This is a genomic window from Kitasatospora sp. NPDC089797, from assembly GCF_040684795.1.
In the GTDB taxonomy this organism is placed as follows: Bacteria; Actinomycetota; Actinomycetes; order Streptomycetales; family Streptomycetaceae; genus Kitasatospora.
This window is the reverse complement of the sequence record NZ_JBFBGS010000032.1, coordinates 89,866-105,560: the sequence shown is the minus strand read 5'-3', so window position 1 is coordinate 105,560 and position 15,695 is coordinate 89,866. Positions and strand designations below refer to the sequence as shown.

At 73.3% G+C, this 15,695-nt stretch carries 15 protein-coding genes; 6 read left to right on the top strand and 9 right to left on the bottom strand.

Translation table 11 applies throughout. The annotated features are described in order from the left end of the window. From AB0O91_RS25500 to AB0O91_RS25490, 3 genes are all read left to right on the top strand, one after another. Window positions 1-1,134: alpha/beta hydrolase (locus AB0O91_RS25500; protein ID WP_363437197.1), on the top strand; the 1,134-nt coding region annotated here is incomplete at its 5' end. Next, the gene (locus AB0O91_RS25495; RefSeq protein WP_363437195.1) at window positions 1,131-1,694 is read left to right on the top strand and encodes a hypothetical protein; all 564 of its coding nucleotides are present in this window, start codon (window positions 1,131-1,133) and stop codon (window positions 1,692-1,694) included. The genes AB0O91_RS25500 and AB0O91_RS25495, both read left to right, overlap by 4 nt. Before the next feature lie 261 nt (window positions 1,695-1,955). After that, a complete protein-coding gene (locus tag AB0O91_RS25490) occupies window positions 1,956-2,366 on the top strand; it encodes a hypothetical protein (protein ID WP_363437193.1) in 411 nt (136 codons plus the stop codon). 183 nt (window positions 2,367-2,549) lie between these two features. Here AB0O91_RS25490 and AB0O91_RS25485 read toward each other — a convergent pair whose 3' ends face one another. Beyond that, entirely contained in the window at window positions 2,550-3,263 is a 714-nt protein-coding gene (locus AB0O91_RS25485) for a TetR/AcrR family transcriptional regulator (RefSeq protein ID WP_363437190.1), read from the bottom strand. Between the two features lie 221 nt (window positions 3,264-3,484). Between AB0O91_RS25485 and mca the strand changes: the two genes are divergently transcribed. Further along, window positions 3,485-4,477, top strand: coding sequence for a mycothiol conjugate amidase Mca (gene mca, locus AB0O91_RS25480; protein ID WP_363437188.1), 993 nt, complete (start codon window positions 3,485-3,487; stop codon window positions 4,475-4,477). Next, complete coding sequence (locus tag AB0O91_RS25475) at window positions 4,474-5,022, top strand: PaaI family thioesterase (protein WP_363437186.1); 549 nt, start codon at window positions 4,474-4,476, stop codon at window positions 5,020-5,022. The genes mca and AB0O91_RS25475 overlap by 4 nt, the downstream gene beginning before the upstream one ends. Window positions 5,023-5,143: 121 nt before the next feature. Here AB0O91_RS25475 and AB0O91_RS25470 read toward each other — a convergent pair whose 3' ends face one another. The 4 genes from AB0O91_RS25470 to AB0O91_RS25455 form a co-directional block, all read right to left on the bottom strand. Further along, on the bottom strand, window positions 5,144-6,142 hold the full coding sequence (locus tag AB0O91_RS25470; RefSeq protein ID WP_363437184.1) for a YdcF family protein: 999 nt from the start codon (window positions 6,140-6,142) through the stop codon (window positions 5,144-5,146). A gap of 143 nt (window positions 6,143-6,285) precedes the next feature. Further along, window positions 6,286-7,248, bottom strand: a complete 963-nt coding sequence (gene pip, locus AB0O91_RS25465; RefSeq protein WP_363437181.1) for a prolyl aminopeptidase — start codon at window positions 7,246-7,248, stop codon at window positions 6,286-6,288. 212 nt (window positions 7,249-7,460) lie between these two features. Continuing rightward, window positions 7,461-7,952, bottom strand: coding sequence for a hypothetical protein (locus AB0O91_RS25460; RefSeq protein ID WP_363437178.1), 492 nt, complete (start codon window positions 7,950-7,952; stop codon window positions 7,461-7,463). A gap of 69 nt (window positions 7,953-8,021) precedes the next feature. Continuing rightward, window positions 8,022-8,699, bottom strand: a complete 678-nt coding sequence (locus AB0O91_RS25455) for a TetR/AcrR family transcriptional regulator C-terminal domain-containing protein (RefSeq protein WP_363437175.1) — start codon at window positions 8,697-8,699, stop codon at window positions 8,022-8,024. 215 nt (window positions 8,700-8,914) lie between these two features. Here AB0O91_RS25455 and AB0O91_RS25450 point away from each other — a divergent pair, with 215 nt between their 5' ends. After that, window positions 8,915-10,486, top strand: coding sequence for an MFS transporter (locus AB0O91_RS25450; protein WP_363437172.1), 1,572 nt, complete (start codon window positions 8,915-8,917; stop codon window positions 10,484-10,486). Between the two features lie 137 nt (window positions 10,487-10,623). Here AB0O91_RS25450 and AB0O91_RS25445 read toward each other — a convergent pair whose 3' ends face one another. The 4 genes from AB0O91_RS25445 to AB0O91_RS25430 all read right to left on the bottom strand — a co-directional run bounded on the left by AB0O91_RS25445 (window position 10,624) and on the right by AB0O91_RS25430 (window position 15,648). After that, window positions 10,624-11,487 (bottom strand): lysophospholipid acyltransferase family protein, encoded by an 864-nt coding sequence (locus tag AB0O91_RS25445; protein WP_363437169.1) that lies wholly within the window; start codon window positions 11,485-11,487, stop codon window positions 10,624-10,626. Beyond that, window positions 11,484-12,317, bottom strand: coding sequence for a GNAT family N-acyltransferase (locus AB0O91_RS25440; protein WP_363437166.1), 834 nt, complete (start codon window positions 12,315-12,317; stop codon window positions 11,484-11,486). The genes AB0O91_RS25445 and AB0O91_RS25440 overlap by 4 nt, the downstream gene beginning before the upstream one ends. A 393-nt stretch (window positions 12,318-12,710) precedes the next feature. After that, on the bottom strand, window positions 12,711-14,108 hold the full coding sequence (locus tag AB0O91_RS25435) for a serine hydrolase domain-containing protein (RefSeq protein ID WP_363437164.1): 1,398 nt from the start codon (window positions 14,106-14,108) through the stop codon (window positions 12,711-12,713). Window positions 14,109-14,253: 145 nt separating this feature from the next. Beyond that, entirely contained in the window at window positions 14,254-15,648 is a 1,395-nt protein-coding gene (locus tag AB0O91_RS25430; protein WP_363437162.1) for a M1 family metallopeptidase, read from the bottom strand. Between the last annotated feature and the right edge of the window lie 47 nt (window positions 15,649-15,695).

Here is a 15,695-nt window from a genome sequence, read left to right as displayed (position 1 = left end):
GACCAGCAGCAGCGGATGATCCTCAACCACCCCGACCAGGTCGGCAACCTGGACGGCATCCCCGCCACCGACCGCAACCAGGCCAACCGGATCAATCTGACGAACCTGATCCAGGACTACGACCGTCGGCTCGCCGGTCTCGGCCCCGAGCCGAAGAAGATGCTGAGCGTGGCCGAGACCAACGGCGGGCCGGTGGAGAACCCCGACTACACGGCGTGGAAGCGCAAGCACGACGATCTGACGCAGAAACTCGCCGGCTTCCAGTCCATCCAGGACCGGCTCGACGGCAAGGTGGACGGTGGTGTCGGCGGGCCGGGCTCCAACCCGCCGCTGCTGTTGCTGGGGATCGGCGACCAGGGGCAGGGCCGCGCGATCATCTCCTGGGGTGACCCGGACAAGGCCAAGAACGTCTCGTCGCTGGTGCCCGGGCTGAACAGCACCCTCGCAGGCGTCGGAGGCGGTGACGCCAGGACGGCGAAGCGCATCTACGATTCCGCGGAGAACAGCGCCAGGGCCAACGGTGACGTGCCGTCGAGTGTCGCGTCCGTGTTCTGGCTCGGGTACGACGCCCCGCAGTTGGAGGGCACCGGCTCCTCGGTGCTCGGGCAGGACCGGGCGGAGAAGGGCGGGGCCGCGTACAACGAGTTCCTCAACGGACTCCGGGCCAGCCACGACGGCGCGCCGGCGCACATGACCGCGCAGGGGCACAGCTACGGCTCCCTGGTGGTCGGGAAGGCGACCCAGCAACCCGGAGGCCTGCCCGTCGACGACATCGTCCTGGTGGGCAGCCCGGGCGTCGGGGTGGACAAGGCGTCGCAGCTCGGGATCGGTGCGGATCACGTGTACGTCGGCACGGCCAGGTACGACCCCGTCGCGATGGCACCGGCGCCCGGGATGCTCGTTCCCGGGCTGGCCGCCTACGAGGCGATCGCGAACCCCGACGGGTTGTGGCACGGCACCGATCCGGCGAGCCAGCACTTCGGCGCTCAGCGCTTCTCGGTGGCGGACGGGACCATCACCGACTCCCATGACGACTACTTCGGGAAGGACGGCAAGGGCGGCGATTCGCTCGCGAACATCGGGAAGATCGTGAGCGGCCACGGGAACACGATCACCAGGGAGGATCCGAGATGAGGGCCGCGGTATGGCGCACGGCCGTGCCGGGGGCACTGTTGGCGCTCCTGGTCGGTTGGTACGCCTGGCCGGAGCCGGCGGAACCCGCCGTGCCGGTCGGGCAGGCGCAGCACCGGATCGAGGCCGAGCTCGCCGATGTCGCGGGGGCCTTCCATCCGGGGCTCCAGTGGGGCGAGGCGAGGTACGACAGCGACCCCGATCTGAAGGGACTCTGCGGTACCTCCGGGTGCGAGAAGACGGGTCGGTCGGAGATGCAGGCCCGTCAGGCGGCCCGGGTCAGGATCGCCTCCGGGCGGGAGGCCGAGCCGCTCGACACCGTCCAGGCACTGTGGGCGGCCAAGGGGTACCCGGTCCGTCGTGAAGGGCGGTCCCTGGAGGTGAAGGACTCGGGGTTCGGGCTCTGGTTCGTCTCGGACGCGAACGGCTGTGCTGAGGTGCAGGTCTCCGTGTTCAACGTCACCGACATCAGTGGTGAGAACGGGAAGGGCGGGTTCGGCCAGGGCCCGCTCGACTACGCCGCCCAGTGCGCGACGGTCGACGACCCCTACTGGTCGCACTGAACCGGTGCCGGTCGCAGCCGTCGTGGAACGGCGGGGGCCGGCGCCGGGGCGCCACCGCCCGACCCGACACGGTCCGTGCCCCGGCGGGCGGTGGTGCGACCCTCGGCCAATTCGCTTGGTAACGAGGACTGTTACCCGACAGTGACGTTTTGTGCACAATCAATGGCGCTGGGTGGGGAATTCACTTAGGTGACAGCGTCCGTGCGGCACCGACCGTGCCCTCGGGCCGAACGACCACCCTCCCCTGAAAGGGGTGCACCCGTGATCGTCTCCAAGCGGAACTCCCTGCGCCTGGCCGCCGTCGCCACCCTCGGTGTGCTCTTCCTCGGGGCGGCCGGCCCCGCGTTGGCGGCGGCCGACCCCGCGCCGGTCGCCGCCGCCTCGGCCGCCGCGTCCGTCGCTGCCTCGATCACCGCCAAGCCGTCGGCCGCGTCCGTCCAGGCCTGGCAACTGTTCCGGGTCACCGGCACCACCACCGGTCTCAAGGCCGGGAGCACCGTGACGCTGGAGCAGAAGCAGCACGGATCCTGGGTCGCACTGCCGGCCTCCGTGCAGACGAACCGCAACGGCTCCTACTCCCTGGGCGTGAAGCTCGGCCTCAAGGGCGTGAACGAACTGCGCGTCGTCAGTGGCAGCACCGCCTCGCCGGTGTTCACCGTGACCGTGCGCTGACGTCGCGTCCGGTCCTGGCCGGGGCGGCGCCGAGGGCTGACCCGGTGCTCCGCTCCGGCTCGGTCCGGGGCAGCCCGGCTCGGTTCGGCTTTGCTTCGGTTCAGGTCTGGTTCGACGGTCCGTCGTGCGCAACCACGTTGCGTGCGGCGGGCCGTTGTCGTTCCGGGAGTGCTCCCGGCCCGGTCAATCGGCGCGGACGGCGTAGGAGCCCAGGGCGCCCTCCAATCGGTCGAAGGCCCGGACGGCGGCGGGGTGCACCGCGGCGGCGACGGTGCTGTGGTCCTCCCCGGCCAGGATGCGGCGGAAGACCTCCGCGAGCACGGCCCGGTCGACGGCGGCGAGCAGGGCGGCGGCGACCCGGCTCTCGAAGTCGACGCCCTCGCCCCTCCCGTCGGACCCGTCGGGTCCGTCGGGGTGGCCGGATTCGGCGGCGGGGTCGGCGGCGGGTGGGCCGGCGGCTGCGGCGAGTGCTTCGGCGAGCGCGGCCTCGCCCTGCTCGTGCAGTTCGCGGAGCCAGCTGCCGAGGGCCGGGCTCTCGGCGATGGTGCGGGCGAAGTCCGCTCCGGAGAAGCCCAGCCGGGGATCGTGTCGGCCCAGCCCGGCCAGGCAGTCGCGACGCAGGGCGGCGAGGGCGGACTCGCCGACGGCGCGACCGGCGACGGCGCGGGCGAGCCGGTCGACGAGCTCCTCGTGCAGGTCGAAGAAGAGGTCCTCCTTGCGCGGGAAGTGGTTGGTGACGGTCATCTTGGCGACCCCGGCGGCCGCTGCGACCTCGGCGATGGTCGTGCGGTCGAAGCCGTGCTCGATGAAGAGCCTGGTCGCGGCGTGCGAGATCGCCTCGCGGGTGCGGCGCTTGTTGAGCTCGCGAAGGTTCGGAACGGCTCCGGTGTCGGTCATGGCGGTGAGCCTAGCGCACTTCACTGGGTCGGGCACAGTAATTATGCTTGACCTAGTGAGTGGGTCCGTCCTAAGTTCTCCTCGGGCGGTCGGAGCGGCCGCCGGAGGAGCGTGCGGGCCGGGGCGGAGCGGCCTTCGCCACGGTCCTCGGGTGGCCGCTCCGACCGCTCCGGGAGCCGTCCCGGTCTCCCGTCCACGATCCCGACCTCCTGGAGGCACCCGTGTTCACCAAGCACCCCGACGGCCTGCGTCTGCTCACCGTGCACGCCCACCCCGACGACGAGTCCAGCAAGGGAGCGGCGACCCTCGCCCGCTACGCGGCGGAGGGCGTGGACGTCCTGGTCGCGACCTGCACCGGCGGCGAGCGCGGGTCGGTGCTCAACCCGGCGCTGGACCGGCCCGAGGTCCGTGCGGACCTCACCCGGATCCGACGCGCGGAGATGGCGGCCGCGCGGGAGATCCTCGGCGTACGGCAGCACTTCCTCGGCTTCGTCGACTCCGGGATGCCGGGCCCGGGCGAACCGCTGCCGGAGGACTGCTTCGCCGCCCTGCCGGTGGAGGTCGCGGCGGCGCCGCTGGTCGCGTTGATCCGGGAGTTCCGTCCACACGTCGTCATCACCTACGACGAGACGGGCGGGTACCCGCACCCGGACCACGTGATGACCCACCGGGTGGCCGTCGAGGCCTTCGAGGCCGCGGCCGACCCGGGGCGCCATCCGGGGCGCGGCGAGCCCTGGCAGGTGGCGAAGCTCTACTACCACCTGGCCCTCTCCCTGGCCTGGTTCCGGACCTTGCACGACGCCATGACGGAGCGCGGAGTCCCCTCGGGGATGGACGGAATCCTCGCCGGGTGGCCCGACACCCCGCCGGCGCTCGCGACCACCACCCGGATCGCCTGCGCCGAGCAGTTCGCCGTACGGGACGCCGCACTGCTGGCGCACGCCACCCAAGTCCAGCCCGGTGTCGCGTTCATGGCCCACCCCCGGGACATCGAGCGGGAGGTCTGGCCGACGGAGGACTACCACTTGGCGCGCACTGTCCTGCCGAGTCCAGGCGGCCCGGCAGGTCGGGCAGGTCCGGCAGACCCGGCGGATTCGGTGGACCCGACCGGGGCGACCGGTGGGGCGGGCGGGGTCGAGACCGACCTGTTCGCCGGGCTGCGGTTCGGCGGCGGCTTGAGTCGGCCGTCCGGAGGGGGCAGGTTGATCCCATGACGAATCCTCAGCCCGCCTCCGCTGGACCGCAGCCCCCGACCGGCCGGGAACCGCGCACCCGCACCCACACCTGGACGCCCGCTCCGCCGATCTCCGAGTACGCCCACCTCTCCGGTGAGGAGATCCTCTTGGAGTGGATCGCGGGGCGGATCCCGGAGCCTTCCATCTGCAGCACCATGGGATTCCACCTGACCGAGGCCAAGCCGGGAACGGCGGTGTTCGAGGGGGAGTTGGGGGACCACCTCTTCAACCCGATGAACACCGTGCACGGCGGGTACCTGGCCACCCTGCTCGACTCGGCGCTCGGCTGTGCCGTGCTGAGCAAGCTGCCGGCCGGGATCGGCTACACCACCACCCAGCTGAACATCCACCTGCTGCGCCCACTGTTCGGCGATTCGGAACTGCTGCGCTGCGAGGGCGTGGTGTTGCATCTCGGCCGGACGATGGCGACGGCGGAGGCGAAGGTGGTGGGTACGGAGAGCGGCAAGCTCTACGCGCACGCGACCACCACCTGCGCCATTCTGACGCCGCGCCCGGCCGCCTGACGCACGGCGCTGGCCTGCCGACGCCGATTCGAACACCCGTGAAGAGCGGAGGAGTGGGGGAGAGGAACGGACGGACAGAGGAACAGGAGAGCCGAGAATCCGGACAACCAGGAGGTGGGGCTCAGAGCACCGCCAGCACCCCGCAGAGCGCAAGGAGGCCGCAGATCCCGAAGTTGATCAGCTTGTGCGAGAGGAAGACCGCCGCGAACTCGCGGATGGTCGCGCTCGGCCAGTAGTACCGGGCGGTGGGCGAACCGAAGACGTGCCCGTTGACACCGGTCTTGCGGGCGATCAGGGCCGCCCGGAAGGCGTGGAAGTTGTTGGTCACCACGACGCAGTGGTAGTCCGGCTTGGCCTGCTCCATGATGGCCCGGCTGAACAGCAGGTTCTCCTCGGTGGTGCGCGAGCGGTCCTCCCGCGTGAGGTGCTCGTCCGGGAAACCGCGTTCGACCAGGTAGTCGGCCATGGCGTGGGACTCCGGCAGCTTCTCGTCCGGCCCCTGGCCGCCCGAGGTGATCAGCACCGGAGGGTTGCCGCGGGCGGCCTGGGCCTCGTACACCTCGCAGCCCCGGTTGAGCCGGCTGGCCAGCAGTGGCGGAACGCGCTCGCCGCCGATCAGCCCGGATCCGAGGACCACCACGAAGTCCACGTCCCGGCGCGGCCGGTGGCGGCCGTACAGGAAGGCGTAACCGACGAAGCAGACGAAGAGGAAGGAGACATAGCCCACCACCAGGACGGCGGTGCCCGCGAGGATGCCGAGCTTCGGCGAGCGGGTGGCGATGGCGGCGAAGAGCAGGGCGATCACGGCGATGATGCCCAGTCCGGCGAGCAGGGACAGCAGGTTGGCCGGCCGCCGGCCCTCCTTGCGGATCATCGTCAGGCCGTTGGCGAGGAGGAACCAGACCAGGGCCACCGTGCCGACGGTCGGCAACAGGATGATCGCCACCGCCGCGAGCTCCGCCACCAGTGTGGGCGCCTTGCGGAGTTCGGCGAGCAGGGCGAGTGCGAAGAGGGACACGGCGATGCCGAGCAGGACGGCATTGCTGAATTGCCGACGGTCGCGGAGTACCCCGATTCCGAACAGGAGGAAGAACAGGGCGGCTGGGGCATAGGCGAGCATGGTTCGTATCGTAGGGGGAGCGGATGGGTCGATCAGCTGTGCGAACGGCCGGGGTGCCCCAGGGGCCCTACCGTCGCGGGCGGCGCCTCGCGCGCGGCGCCTCCTGTGCGACGTCTCCTGTGCGGCGCCGCACAGGAGACGGCTCAGGCGAAGCGTTCGACGGCGGCCAGCAGGGCCTCGGCCATCTTCGGACTGCCGGTGTGCCCGGCCTCGTCGATCACCGTCAGCCTCGCCTCCGGCCAGGCCTTGGCCAACTGCCAGGCGGTGTCGAGCGGTCCGCCGAGGTCGAGCCGTCCGTGGATCAGCTCGCCCGGGATCCCGGCCAGCCGTCCGGCGTCGCGCAGCAGTTGGCCGTCCGCCAGGAACGCCCGGTTCGAGAAGTAGTGCGCGGTGATCCGGGTGAAGGCCATCAGGGCATCGGCGGGGCGGTCGGAGTAGGCGTTCGGCTTGCCGAGCACCTCGTGCGAGATGACTGCGTCCTCCCAAGCAGCCCAGGCCCGGGCGGCGGCCCGACGGACCTCCTCCTCGGGGCTGTTGAGCTGTCGGCTGTAGGCGGCGAGCAACTCGAACACGTCGCCGTCCCGGTCGGCGGCGGGCAGGAAGTCGCGGAACTCCTCCCACGGGCCCGGCAGGAAGCGGCCGACGCCCTGGTAGAGCCACTCGGTCTCCTCGGGGCGGGTCATGGTCACCGCGCAGAGCACGATTCCGGAGACCCGCTCAGGGTGGGCCTGCGCGTAGGCGAGGGCCAGCGTGGAGCCCCAGGAACCGCCGTGCAGCAGCCACTTGTCGATGCCCAGGTGTTCGCGCAGTCGCTCCAGGTCGGCGACCAGGTGCGCGGTGGTGTTGTGTTCGAGCCCGGTCGACGGGTCGGCGGCGTGCGGCAGGCTGCGCCCGCAGCCGCGCTGGTCGTACTGGACGACGCGGAACCGTTGCGGGTCGAAGTGCTGCCGGGTGCCCGGCCGGTGGCCGGAGCCGGGTCCGCCGTGCACGGTGACGGCGGGTCGGCCCGCCGGGTTGCCGGAGCAGTTCCAGTGGATCCGCTGCCCGTCGCCGACGTCCAACAGCCCCTGGGCGTAGGGCTCGTCGTGGTGGTAGGGCTCGGGCACGGTGGACTCCTCTGCGGACGCGCGGTCGAGTGGCCGGGGCACCGGTTCGCCGGGCGAGCCTACCCGCCGTCGGCGGCGACGGCCGCTCGGTTCCGATGGCGGCCGGGTTCCGACGGCCGCTCGGTTCCGATGGCGGCCCGGTTCCGACGTCCGCTCGGTTCCGATGGCGGCGCGGTTCCGACGGCGCGCGGGGCGGCCGGAACCCGGAGTCGTCAGAACCCGGAGCTCAGATCGAGGACGTCGCCGAAGGAGGCGTACCCGACGCAGAGGATCAGCCAGACGCCGAGTCCGCCCGTGACACGGGCCGTGATCCGCCCGGGTCGGCTGCGCCGCTCGGCCGGCCGGCGATGGTGGCGGATGCCGTGGAGGAGTCCGAGCAGGCCCAGTGCAGCCAGTGCGTACGCACCCGCCGGGCTGGCCCGGTGCACCGTTATGGCGAGGACGAGGACCGCTGCCAGCGATGCCGTGGTCAGGACGGCGAGGACGGCGCCGCCGACGAGTTCGAGTCCCAGCTCGCCGAGACAGCCCAGCGACGTACGGGCGGCGCCGACCAGCAGTCCGGTCTGGCCGCCGGGGACGGGGGTCGGGTCCCCGGGCTGGTGCCCGACCTCAGGCCGCCCGTCCCCCTGTCCGTCCGCCCGCCCGTCCCCCGGCCCGTCCCCCCGTCCGTCCCGTTCGTCCTGCGTCACCGGCTCCCCGCCCATGCCCCACCACTCCTTTGCTCAGCCTTTACCGAGGGGCATGGTAGCCGAGCGTCGGGGCGACGCCGCAGGTCAGCGCCGGTCCGCCGGTAGCAGGGTGGCCAGTCCGTCGAGGACGCGCTGGACGCAGAACTCGAAGCGGGCGTCCATGTCCGGCCCGGTGAGGTGGTCGGCCAGCTCCGCGAGGTTGGGGTACTGGGTGGTGGGCAGTCCGCGGAAGAGGTCCCCGGCGGCGTCGGCGATGTCCCTTCGGCTGGTCCCGAGCACTTCGGCGGACGAGATCGGCGACTGCTCCTGGAGCACGAAGCCCTGGACGAAGGCACCCAGCAGGTAGCTGGCCATGGCCGTGTCGGCGTCGGAGAAGCCGGCCGCGCGGAGTCGGTCGAGCTGGTCCTCCATCACGTTGAGCAGGCACGGCCCCGGTGCGAGCCGCCCGGCCACGACCTTCGCGGCGTCGCGGTTGTCGAGCAGCAGTCGGCGGTAGCGGAAGCAGTACTCGTGCAGCTCGGCCCGCCAGTCCTCCTGGCGGGGCGGGGGCTCGGCCAGCGCGAGGATCGCGTCGCTGAGCAGGTCGAGCAGTTCCTGCTTGTTGCGGACGTGCCAGTACAGCGAGGCGGCCTTGACGCCGACCTCGGCGGCGACCTTGCGCATCGACAGTCCGTCCAGGCCGTCCCGCTCCAGTACGCGCAGTGCGGCCTGGGTGAGGGCTTCGCGGGTGAGGGCGGGGGTCGCGTCGTCGTTCTCCGGCATGGCTGTGCGGACGTCTCCAGTGGTCGGGCAGCGGGCGGGGGGTGGTCGGACGGCGGTGGATCGACGGTGTGGCGGGGTCAACAGTGCCACGACCGCTCGGCCGGCGAGTCCGCAGGCCGGGAATACGACTTGCGCTCTAACGGTGTTAGGGGCAATCTGTGCGTGTCGTACCGAGCCCTAACACTGTTAGGGGATAGCAAGTGGGAGGGATTTCCATGGGGGAGCCGAGCACGCGCCGCAGACAACAGCTGGCGCTGCTGACGCTCTGCGTAGCCATGTTCATGGCCATGCTGGACAACGTCGTCGTCAACGTCGCCCTGCCCCGGATCGGGCAGGACCTGGACGCCGGGGTCAGCGGCCTCCAGTGGGTGGCCGAGGGCTACAGCCTGGTCTACGCCGCACTCGTGCTCACCGGCGGCGCCCTCGGTGACCGCCACGGCCGCACCCGGATGTTCGTCCTCGGACTGGGCCTGTTCACGGTCGGCTCCGCGGTCGCCGCACTCGCCGGGACGATCGGCGTGCTGGTGGGCGGCCGGATGGTGCAGGGTGTCGGGGCCGCACTGCTCACCCCGGGCAGCCTGACCCTGCTGAGCCATGTGTTCACCGGGGAGCGCGAGCGCGCCAGGGCCATCGGCCTGTGGTCCGGGGTGTCCGCCCTGGGTCTGTCGATCGGCCCGGTGATCGGTGGGCCGATGGTCGAACACCTCGGCTGGGCCAGCGTGTTCTGGATCAACGTGCCGATCGGCGTGGCCGGGGTGGTGCTCGCCGCCAAGGTCCTCCCGGGGATCCCGCCGCGCGCCCGGCGGATCGACTTCGGCGGCTTCGTGCTCTCGGCGGCGGGCCTCGGCCTGCTGGTCTACGCCCTGATCGAGGGCCCGTCGCGCGGCTGGACCGATGTCCGGGTGGCCGGCAGCGGGGTCCTCGCGGTGGTCCTGCTCGCGGCCTTCCTACTGCTCGAACTGCGCCTGGCCGAACCGATGCTGGAGCTGCGGCTGTTCCGGGACGGCGGGCTCAGTGCCGGGCTGCTGAGCGGGTTCATGGTCAGCTTCGGGATGTTCGGGGCGCTGTTCTTCCTGCCGCTGCTGATGCAGAGTGTGCTCGGCTGGTCCCCGTCCGGTGCGGCCTACGGCGGGCTGCCGATGACGGCGATGCTGGTGGTCGCGGGGCCGCTGTCCGGCCGTCTCGCCGCCCGGTACGGCCCCCGGCCGCCGATGGTGCTGGGCCTGGCGCTCTGCGCGGTGGGTCTCGGCGGGCTGTCGCTGTACGGTGACCACGCCCGCTATCCGGAATACCTCTGGACGCTGTTCGTCCTGGGCTTCGGCATGGGACTGACCTTCACCCCGGTCTCGATCGCGGTGCTCCAACGGGTCGCCCCCGCGCAGACCGGCATGGCCTCGGCGACGGTCAACACCCTGCGCGAACTCGGCGGGGTACTGGGGATCGCCGTGCTCGGCGCCGTCCTGACCAACCGGATGTCGGACCGGCTGACCGCGGCCCTGCACCGGCTCGGCGTCCCGGCGGACGCGGTCGGCCCGGTCGCGGACGCGCCCACCGGCGCGGCGCACGGCGGCGGCGGAACGACCGGCACGCTGCCCGAGCCGGTCCGGCACGCGGTGGACGGCGCCTTCATCGACGGCATCCACCTCGCGCTGCGGTGCGGCTCGGTCGTGCTCGCCGTCACCGCCGTCCTGGTCGCCGTACTGCTCGGCCGGGCCCGCCCGCTCGCCCCGGCCGCCCCGGCCGGTGAGCCGCGGGCGGAGGAACTGGCCGAGGCCCGTTCCTCCTGAGGGACGAGCCTCCCGGGGGCACGCTTCCTGAGGGACAGGCCTCCCGAGGGACGCGGCACCAGGCCGCCACCGTTCGCTGCGACCGTTCGCCGTCCGCCGCCGCCGTCACCAGCGCGGTCGCGGCCGGCGGTCGCGCCTCAGCGGATCCCTTCCACCGCCGCCTGGGCCGCCCGGGCCAGCTCCCGCCGGGCCCCCGCCCGGGTGGGCTGCGGTCCGGGCGGCGGGATCGGCGGCAGGAAGGTGACGTCGGCGACCAGCCCGCGCACCGCGACCACCCGGGCGAGCGAGGTGAGCAGCCCCTCGTCGCCGATGAAGGCCGGGGCGCTGGTCGGGCGCCCGTCCGCCAGCCGGTAGCGGATCGTCACCGGCTGGACGAAGGCGCCCGCCTCGACCGCGGCCTGGAACAGCGCGGGCCGGAACCGTCCGCTCTCCCGTCCGCACCAGGTCGACCCCTCCGGGAAGACGATCACCGGGTGTCCGGAGCGCAGCACCTCGGCCACCGCCGCCACGGTGTCCGGGAGGGTGCGCAGCCGGTCGCGGTCCAGGAACACCGTTCCGCCCCAGGCGACCAGCGGCCCGAGCACCGGCCACTTCCGGACCTCGGTCTTGGCCAGCGACCGGCCCGGCCGGCCGGCCGCCAGCAGCGGGATGTCCAGCCAGGACACGTGGTTGGCCACCACCAGCGCGCCGTCGGCGCCGACCGCCCGGCCGCCGGCCGCCCCGGCCGAGCCGGGCGCTCCCGGTCGCCAGGGCGCCCGGGGCGTCCCGAGGTGGACGGTCACCCCGAGGGTGCGCAGCAGCACCCGTGCCCAGAGCCGGATCAGCCGGTCGCGGGTGCCGTACGGCAGCAGCCGCACCGGCAGGCTGAGCAGCACCCCGGTCAGCACCGTCAGCAGGCAGGCGGTCAGTCGCAGCACCCGCCGGGGGAGCGAGACCTCCGGCGCGCGCTCGCCCAGGCAGGTCTCCGGCCGGCAGGTCGCGGTCGGCAGCCAGACGCTCATGACGAGGCACCCGGGGCGGTCGCTCCGGACAGGAAGTGCCGCAGGTAGCGCGGGTCGGTGCGCTCCAGGGACAGCAGCACGTACAGGTCGGCGCAGTTGAAGTCCGGGTCGTACGCGGGCTCCCCGCAGACCCAGGCGCCGAGCCGCAGGTAGCCGCGGAGCAGGGCGGGCAGGGCGCCGCGGTCGGCGCGCGGCACTCCGGTGGCGTCCCAGCGGCGGTGCGGGGTGACCCGGTACTCCTCGGGGGCCAGGTACTTGGCGCTCACGGCGTCCCAGACCCGGGCGGCGGTGGCGCCGCCGTCCGCCAGGTCGATCGAGCAGCAGCCGCCGACCCAGGTGTTGCCGGTGTCGGCGAGGTAGCGGGCGATGCCGCCCCACATCAGGTTGATGACGGCCCCGTTGCCCCGGTGGTCGGGGTGGATGCAGGAGCGGCCGAGCTCGACCAGGCCGGGCCGGACGGGTGCCAGTGCGGAGAGGTCGAACTCGCCCTCGGAGTAGAGCCGTCCGGCCCGGCGGGCGGCCTCGGGGCGGAGCAGCCGGTAGGTGCCGACGACGGGGCCGTCCTCGCCCTCGCGGACCAGCAGGTGGTCGCAGTGGTCGTCGAAGGGGTCGACGTCGAGCCCGGCGACCGGGCTGTGCAGGACGGCGCCGAGTTCGGCGCCGAAGACCTGGTGGCGCAGCCGCTGGGCGGCGCGCACGTCGTCCTCGTCGCGGGCGAGGGAGACGGTGTAGCCGACCGGGGCGGTGGCCGGGGTGCGGGGCGCGGGGACCGCCGGGGCGTCGTGGGTGGGGGCGACTGCGGACGGAGCGTACGTGGGGACGGTGGTCATGGCGGACCCTCCAGGGCAGCACGATCGGCGGTGCCGTGGATCACCAGGGCACCGTCCCGGCCCGCCGGGGTTGGGCTTTGACGCGGACCGGTCCCCGTATGTGTCTCCAAGCCGGTTGGCATCCACGTTGCGACCCGGCGGATCGCAGATGTGCACCTGTTGAATGGGACCACCCGTCGCGGCCCGTGGTCTGCCGGTCACCTGCGCGGCACCGGGCGGTCGGTTGCACGGGGTGGACAACGGGGGCGTGCACCTGCCGTGCACGCTCCCGCCGTCCCGGCCGCACGGTCGGCGGCGAGGACGTTCCCACCCGCACCGCCCCGCTGCCGACGCCCGCAGCCACCGACGCGCCGTCGCCGCCTCGCCGCTACCGCCCCGTGGCCCGCGGTGGGCTCAGAAGGCCCGCCAGCCCTCCGGGTCGACCCCGCCCGGGACGGCGCCCGCCGGCCCGTACGGTTCGCGGGTGTAGACGAAGGAACCGATGTCCAGGTGGCTGACCGTGCCGTCGGGGTGCCGCACCACCCGGAGGGTCTCGCCCGTGTAGTAGTTGTCCAGGCCGAGCCAGCTGCCGTCCGCGCAGGGCCGGAACCGCGACCCCCGGCGGCCGCCCGCGAGTTGGGCCAGTTCCAGCACTCCGTCGGCGCGCAGGCTCAGGACGTTGGGCGCGGCGCCCCAGTACCAGGGGCCGGTGAGCGCCAGCAGTTCCTCGTCCACCTCGGTCAGCGGGCGCCAGGGTTCGGGCAGCCGGGGCTCGTGCGCGGCCGTGATGCCGATCAGCTCGGCGGCCAGCTGCGGGGTGGAGGGGCCGCTGGTGGCGTTGGAGAGGGCGAAGGCGGCCAGGCCGTCGGCCGCGCTGACCCACAGTCCGGCCGTGAAGCCGGGCATCGAGCCGGTGTGGCCGTACAGCACCCGGCCCTCGTGGCGGCGCAGTTGGAGGCCGAGGCCGTAGCCGGAGGTCCAGTCGGCGTCGTCCGGTCCGACGGCGGGCCGGCGCATCTCGGCGAGGGTGTCCGCGCTCAGCACCGCGTCGTCACCGGCGGCGAGGAAGGCCGCCCAGCGGCCCAGGTCGGCGCCGGTGGACCAGAGTTGGCCGGCCGGGCCCATCCGGCCGGTGTCGGTGAGGGGTTCGGGGAGCATGACGTTGGCCCACGGGTGGACGGCGAAGCCCCCGGCGTGCGGGTGCTCGGGCAGCAGGGTGGTGCGGTCCATGCCGAGCGGGACCAGCACCTCGCGGCGCAGCACCTCGCCCCAGGACGCACCGCGCAGCCGCTCGACCAGCGCGCCGAGCAGCGCGTAGCCGGGGTTGGAGTAGTGGTGGAGGCGTCCGGCCGGGTGCTTGAGCGGGCTCTCCTGCTCCAGCAGGTCGTCGAGCCCGGGCCGCAGCGCGCCGTCGGTCCGCTCCCACCAGGGCGCCGGCGTCTCGGCGGCCAGCCCGCCGGAGTGGGCGAGCAGTTGGGCGACGGTGACGTCGTCGGCGGGGGTGCCGGGCAGGTGGCGGCCCAGTGGGTCGGCCAGGTCGAGCAGGCCCTCGTCGCGCAGTCGCAGGACCAGCACCGCGACGAAGGTCTTGGTGATCGAGCCGATCCGGTACTGCACGTCCGGGTCCGGCGCGTGGCCGTCGACCATGCTGCGGGCGCCGGTCCACACCAGCAGGCCGTCCCGTACCACCCCGGCGACCAGTGAGGGGGTGCGGCCCTCGGACTGGGCGACGGCGACCCGGTGCAGCAGGGCGCGGCGGGTGGTGGGCAGCAACCGGTCGGACCGGCCGGTGATCCGATCGTCTTCGGTCATCTGATCGTCTGAGCTCTTCGACATGCTCGGACACTAGCCCAACCGGGCCCGGTACCAGGGCGGACGGTCGTCAACGGGACCGGTGCCGACGGCCGTCAGCGGGAGCAGGCTGGACGGCCGTCAGCAGGACCGGTGCGGACGGCCGTCAGCGGAACCAGCCGAGCCGGCCGAGCACCCCGGACCGGCCCGACGGCTCGTCACCCGGCAGCGCCGGCAGTTCCGGCAGCGGCGGCAACTCCGGCTGCTCCAACCACGCCTCGAACAGCGGGCCGAGCGGCGCCGTGGTGTACCGGGACGCGTGCGCCAGCAGGTCGGCGGTGGCGACCACGCCGTGCCGGTTGACGCCGGCCCAGTCCCGCAGCATCGCGAAGAACGCGTCGTCGCCGAGGGCCCGCCGCAGCGCATGCACCACCAGGCCGCCGCGCTGGTACAGCCGGTCGTCGAACATCAGCCGGCGCCCCGGGTCGCCGAGCCGGAGGTCCTGCGGCAGCCCGGCCAGCAGCCGGTGCGCGGCGGCCGCGTGCACGGCCGCGGCCGGACCGCCGGTGTGCTCGGACCAGAGCCACTCCGCGTACTTGGCGAAGCCCTCGTTGAGCCAGATGTGCCGCCAGTCGGCGATCGAGACGCTGTTGCCGAACCACTGGTGGGCCAGCTCGTGGGCGATCAGCCGCTCGCGCTCCCAGCCGCCGCCCAGGTGGTTGGTGCCGAAGGTGGCCACGCCCTGCGCCTCCACCGGGACGTCCAACTCCTCGTCCGCGACCACCACCGCGTACTCGCCGAACGGGTACGGACCGAACACCTCGGAGAAGTAGGTCATCATCGCGGGCTGCCGGGCGAAGTCCCGGGCGAAGTCGCCGACCAGCCGCTCCGGCACGTACCCGGTCTGCGGCACCGCCGGTCGGTCGGCCAGCGGCACCGGCCGGTAGTTCCCGATCGAGACCGTCACCAGGTACGGCGAGGTCGGCGCGCTCTGCTCGTACACCCAGGTGGTGCTGGACGCCCGGGTGGTCCGGGTGAGCAGCCGCCCGCCGGAGAGCACCGTGAACGGGGACGGCGTGGTGATCGCCACCTGGTAGGTCGCCTTGTCCGCGGGCCGGTCGTTGCACGGGAACCAGGACGGCGCGCCGACCGGCTGGCTGGCCACCAGCGCGCCCTCGGTCAGCTCCTCCCAGCCCAGGCCGCCCCACGGGCTGCGCACCGGCCGGGGGTTGCCGGTGTAGTGCACCTCGGCGGTGAAGGCCGCCCCCGCGGTGAGCGCCTTCGCCGGACGGATCCGCAGCTTGCCGCCGCGGTGGGTGTAGCGGGCGGCCTTGCCGTCGACCAGCACCCGCCCGATCCGGAACTCGGCCAGGTCGAGCGCGAACTCGCTCAGGGCCGTGTCCGCCACCGCGCTCAGCCGGGCCGAGGCGGCCAGCCGGTTGGGCCCGGGCCGGTAGTCCAGCGCGATCTCGTAGCGGTGCACCCGGTAGCGGTGGTCGCCGCTGTTCGGGAAGTACGGGTCCGGGCCGGGGGCGGCGGGCTGGGCGTGCTTGGGCTTCACGGGGTCGGGCGCTTCCTGCGGGCCGGGACGGGGGGTCGTACCCGGGG

What these genes read in the sequence shown, in the direction of transcription:
- AB0O91_RS25485 (WP_363437190.1), bottom strand. Translation starts at nt 3,263, where the DNA reads ATGACCGACACCGGAGCCGTTCCGAACCTTCGCGAGCTCAACAAGCGC.
- AB0O91_RS25495 (WP_363437195.1), top strand. Translation starts at nt 1,131, where the DNA reads ATGAGGGCCGCGGTATGGCGCACGGCCGTGCCGGGGGCACTGTTGGCG.
- AB0O91_RS25475 (WP_363437186.1), top strand. Translation starts at nt 4,474, where the DNA reads ATGACGAATCCTCAGCCCGCCTCCGCTGGACCGCAGCCCCCGACCGGC.
- AB0O91_RS25440 (WP_363437166.1), bottom strand. Translation starts at nt 12,317, where the DNA reads ATGACCACCGTCCCCACGTACGCTCCGTCCGCAGTCGCCCCCACCCAC.
- AB0O91_RS25455 (WP_363437175.1), bottom strand. Translation starts at nt 8,699, where the DNA reads ATGCCGGAGAACGACGACGCGACCCCCGCCCTCACCCGCGAAGCCCTC.
- AB0O91_RS25435 (WP_363437164.1), bottom strand. Translation starts at nt 14,108, where the DNA reads ATGACCGAAGACGATCGGATCACCGGCCGGTCCGACCGGTTGCTGCCC.
- AB0O91_RS25470 (WP_363437184.1), bottom strand. Translation starts at nt 6,142, where the DNA reads ATGCTCGCCTATGCCCCAGCCGCCCTGTTCTTCCTCCTGTTCGGAATC.
- AB0O91_RS25450 (WP_363437172.1), top strand. Translation starts at nt 8,915, where the DNA reads ATGGGGGAGCCGAGCACGCGCCGCAGACAACAGCTGGCGCTGCTGACG.
- AB0O91_RS25460 (WP_363437178.1), bottom strand. Translation starts at nt 7,952, where the DNA reads ATGGGCGGGGAGCCGGTGACGCAGGACGAACGGGACGGACGGGGGGAC.
- AB0O91_RS25445 (WP_363437169.1), bottom strand. Translation starts at nt 11,487, where the DNA reads ATGAGCGTCTGGCTGCCGACCGCGACCTGCCGGCCGGAGACCTGCCTG.